Genomic DNA, 4,255 nt, shown 5'->3' with positions numbered 1-4,255 from the left:
TAATTAAACAGTGTTGCAGGTTATATTACATATTTAATTTATTTTTACAAAAGGGAAGTTATAAGGTGAATGAATTAGAGTACAAAAACTTTTATGATAGAGTAGGAAGATTAAATGGATGGGATTTTAGTAAAATAAAATGTGAAACTGTAGGAGATATATGGGACTTTTATGGGGAAGTGAAAAAAAGATGTAAACCATCAGCCACTCTACTTGATGTTGGTACAGGCGGAGGGGAAAATATACTTAATATAGCATCTTCGGCTAAATTGTTAATTGGAATTGATAATTCTAACGGCATGATTGAAACGGCACATTCTAACTTGAAAAAATCAGGTGTACAAAATGTTGAGTTTCTTCAAATGGGTTCTGAAGCTTTAACATTTCCACATGCCCATTTTGATATTGCTTCAAGTTGTCATGCTCCGTTTCTAGCATCTGAGTTAGCAAAAGTAATGAAACGAGGTGCTTTTTTCTTAACGCAACAAGTAAGTGAGAATGATAAATTAAACCTGAAAGAAGCATTTGGCAGAGGACAATGCTTAGGTGAACGAGATGGCACTTTAAAAGAAAAGTATATGGATGAACTTATTAGTGCAGGATTTGATCTCGTGCAAGTACGTGAATATGATGTTACTGATTATTACAATACGCCTGAAGATCTCATTTTCTTATTAAAACATACGCCTATTATTCCTAGATTTGGAGAAGAGGAAGAGGATTTTACTATTTTACAAAAGTTCATTGACACGAATAGTTCTGAAAAAGGGATTCATACAAATTCAAAAAGATTTATGATTATCGCTGTTAAATTATAATATATTTTAGCGTAAAAGCTGCTTTTCATTTGAAGAAAAGCAGCTTTTTGTGTGGAAAAGAATACAGGAAATACTTGAAAATAATAGAAATAAATAAAGTGTAAATCAAAATATGGAGGATAAATGTTTTGAAACGTTACTATATTAGCAATGAAAAAATAAATGTACATATTACTGAATGGGGGAATAATGACAAGCCCGTTATCTTTTGTTTACATGGATTAGGTAGTACGAGTTTAAGTTTTATAGAAATTGCTGAGGAATTAAAAGAAGAGTATAGATTTATCTCCGTTGATGCACCTGGACATGGTAAAACACCGCCATTTGAAAGAACAGAAGATTATGAGATGCAGAATTTAGCAAATTGGTTAAATGAAATAATAAATGAATTGAGAATCGAATACTTCTATTTTCTATCACATTCATGGGGAAGTTTTGTAGCGTTATTTTATTTGTTACATCATTCAGAAAAAGTACAAGGAAGTATTCTTATTGATGGTGGATATCAAACAAAAAGGCTTCAAGAAAAAACGTTGGAAGAAGAAATTGCTTATTATGAAAAGGACTTTGATGAATACGTTTTTAATAATTGGGACGAATTTTTCAAAAGTGAAAAAGAAGCTTATACTAGGTGGTCTTCATTGTTAGAAGTTGCTGTAAAGGACCTAGGGATCGAAATGGATAACAAAGTATGGTGGCATGCCAGGGGGAATACAGCTAGTAATATAATAAGAGGTATGCATAAAGATGAAACGATAGATATATATGAGAAGCTGCCGGCTAATATTGTATTACTCCGAGCTACAGTTCCACAAGTTTGGGCGGATTATAGAGATAAGACAGTAAATGTTTTCAAAGAGAAAACGGACAGTATAGTAAAAGTAATTCCTGATACTACACACATGTTGCACTGGGATAAACCAGAAATTGTTATAGCAGAAATAAAAAATAATTGGAGCTAACATATTCATACTAAAGTTGTAGTTTCTATATGAAAAATCCATCCTTCCGTTTGATTTTATCTATTTATAAGTGTAATACAATACGAATAGATAATAAGAAATGAGGGGGAATGTAAAGTGATTACACATATATCAGATATAAAACTACAAACGGTTTCCATAGAAGGGGTAAAACAAGTTTATAAGGACATATTATCTTTTCCAATAAAAAAAGAAACAGCATCCTTCATTCAATTTGAAGTAACACCTTATACAACAATTAGTTTTCAAGAAGTGTATGAACCAATTGCACCTGCACATGTTGCTTTTGAAATCCCATATTCAAAATTTCATGAAACAGCAAGATGGCTTGAGGAGTCTGGATTACTCATTGCGAAATGGAAAGATGGTCATATAATTGATGAAGAGGATGGTCGATTCAATTTATACTTTAAAGACGGAGATGGAAATCTACTCGAAATTATCGCGCATAGTTATGTTAAAGAAGATGTATTAGTACCGCAGTCACCTTTAAACATTTTATATGTAAGGGAAATTGGTCTTCCTGTTAAAAGTGTACCTATTTTTAGGGAATGGCTGAAATCAAATCTAAATATGAAAACGATGGAAGACGGGGATATTTTTAACTTTGTAGTTGGTGGCACTGCTTATGTCGTCGCAACTTGGTGGCAGCGACCTTGGATTCCAATCGCGATGAAAGCTCTATCACCGAAAGTACACGTTTCTTTCGGAACACCAGACGTCGCATTTTTACAGCGAATCCAAAATAACTTTAAGAAAAATGGTGTATCATTTGAATATAAATGTAATGAAGTATCATTTATTGAGCAAGGATATACATTTTCAATTGTGCATACATCAGAGTTTCATTCTGATATTCCTAAACAATTAAACTTACCGCTTTCTATTTAAGGATGGAAAGCGGTAAGTTTTTTGTATATTCGTGAAGATGGTTTTAGCTAGGATTATAGTGAATTTAAAGAGAGGTATAAGGTGTTATTTTAATTTATGTTAAGGGGAGAAATGAAGTGGTTTTAGGTAATCCAATTGCAAAAGGGAATACAGCAGAAATTTATTTAACTGATGATAAGGTTGTAAAATTATTTAAAGATTACCTCCCAGATACAGAGTCTATGAATGAAGCAAAAAAACAAAAATATGCTTATTCATGCGGGCTGCCAGTTCCAAACGTATTTGAAGTGACAAAGATACACGATAGACAGGCAATTATTATGGAATACGTAAAAGGGGACAGTGTTGGTGATCTCCTACTTAATAATTTAAATGAGGCAGAGCGTTATATCGGACTTTGTGTTAATGAGCAAAAAAAGATCCATGCTATACGTGTGAATACAGATGAAATGGAGTTAATGAGGAAAAGGTTAGAGCGTCAAATTAAATCTGTACATAATTTGGATGAAAGCAAAAAGAAGAATATATTACAAAAATTAGATTCTATTACATTTGATTTTAGGCTATGTCATGGAGATTTCCATCCATTTAATTTGATTTTGAGTAAGGAAGAGAAAGTGAAAGTTATAGACTGGGTAGATGCAAGTTCAGGTGATATTCGCGCAGATGTATTTCGAACATATTTGTTGTACTCACAAGCTTCGGTAGAATTAGCTGAGATGTATTTACATATATATTGCAGTCGTACCGGCTTATCAAGAGATGAAGTTTTTCAATGGGCTCCTATTATTATTGCAGCTAGATTTTCTGAAAAAGTATCACCGCAAAAAGAAGTGTATTTGAAAAGATTATTGAATCAGTATTTATAAGTCATAAAAAAGGCTGTCAGCAAATTAATAAATGCTGTTGTTTAACCAAAGTTTCCTTGTAGTTAAACAACAGCGTTCTTAAATATTGATATAGGTATTCTTATTTTCGATCTTCATCCTATAAAGGTTCATAATCCGTACTTGTTCCTCCTTTAATTTAATAAATAATGGAAACTTGTCTATCATCTCTTTTGGTAGTTCATTTTCCTCTTGGTAGCCTTCAAATAGTGCTTCTGTAATAGAATGTTCATAGTCAACGATATTCCCATTTCCAGCAAATGAATATTCTATCGCACTATAAATAGGAACGGCTAAATTGAATATGTAAAAATGTTTTTGGAATGAATCCAAGAGAATATCAACTTAACAAAATGTCTATTCAATCATTTCTTAAACTAAATTTAAATAAAGAAGGGGCGTTTAATATGAATATTTCTAGAAAAATAGAGGTTGAACAGTTGCGAAATAGGAAGAGTGAGCTATTTGATAAAGAGGTACTTAACATATTAAATGGTCAAGTTATGTATGAAGAATTTAAAAATAAAAAGCTAATGGGTGATTCTGATTATGCACCATTTAATGAGGCGATGTGTGTGAACCCTGCTACTACACAAGTTTTTGATGAGGACTTTATTAAAACAAGAGCGGAAGGACATAACAGTTCAGTAGAAAGTTATATAAAAAAGGTTATAGA

The 4,255-nt window shown here is 32.2% G+C and carries 5 protein-coding genes and 1 pseudogene; 5 read left to right on the top strand and 1 reads right to left on the bottom strand.

Translation table 11 applies throughout. The features are described from left to right. Positions 1 to 65: 65 nt before the first annotated feature. From ABWK52_RS26935 to ABWK52_RS26920, 4 genes are all read left to right on the top strand, one after another. Positions 66 to 818 (top strand): class I SAM-dependent methyltransferase, encoded by a 753-nt coding sequence (locus ABWK52_RS26935; protein ID WP_001003863.1) that lies wholly within the window; start codon positions 66 to 68, stop codon positions 816 to 818. A 128-nt stretch (positions 819 to 946) separates the two neighbouring features. Then, on the top strand, positions 947 to 1,780 hold the full coding sequence (locus ABWK52_RS26930; RefSeq protein WP_061654675.1) for an alpha/beta fold hydrolase: 834 nt from the start codon (positions 947 to 949) through the stop codon (positions 1,778 to 1,780). 117 nt (positions 1,781 to 1,897) lie between these two features. Then, on the top strand, positions 1,898 to 2,692 hold the full coding sequence (locus tag ABWK52_RS26925; RefSeq protein WP_000627936.1) for a VOC family protein: 795 nt from the start codon (positions 1,898 to 1,900) through the stop codon (positions 2,690 to 2,692). Between the two features lie 116 nt (positions 2,693 to 2,808). Continuing rightward, positions 2,809 to 3,561, top strand: a complete 753-nt coding sequence (locus tag ABWK52_RS26920; RefSeq protein ID WP_061654674.1) for an aminoglycoside phosphotransferase family protein — start codon at positions 2,809 to 2,811, stop codon at positions 3,559 to 3,561. A gap of 78 nt (positions 3,562 to 3,639) precedes the next feature. Here the strand turns inward: ABWK52_RS26920 and ABWK52_RS26915 are convergent, their stop codons facing one another. Further along, positions 3,640 to 3,912, bottom strand: coding sequence for a hypothetical protein (locus ABWK52_RS26915; protein WP_061654673.1), 273 nt, complete (start codon positions 3,910 to 3,912; stop codon positions 3,640 to 3,642). Between ABWK52_RS26915 and ABWK52_RS26910 the strand changes: the two are divergent. Further along, positions 3,903 to 4,255: pseudogene (locus ABWK52_RS26910) on the top strand (AraC family transcriptional regulator); the annotation flags it as partial. The gene ABWK52_RS26915 and the pseudogene ABWK52_RS26910 overlap by 10 nt on opposite strands.

Source organism: Bacillus sp. AP50 (assembly GCF_040492675.1).
GTDB classification, from domain to species: Bacteria; Bacillota; Bacilli; order Bacillales; family Bacillaceae_G; genus Bacillus_A; species Bacillus_A cereus.
The sequence above is the reverse complement of the archived record's forward strand: the minus strand, read 5'-3'. Positions and strand labels throughout refer to the sequence as shown.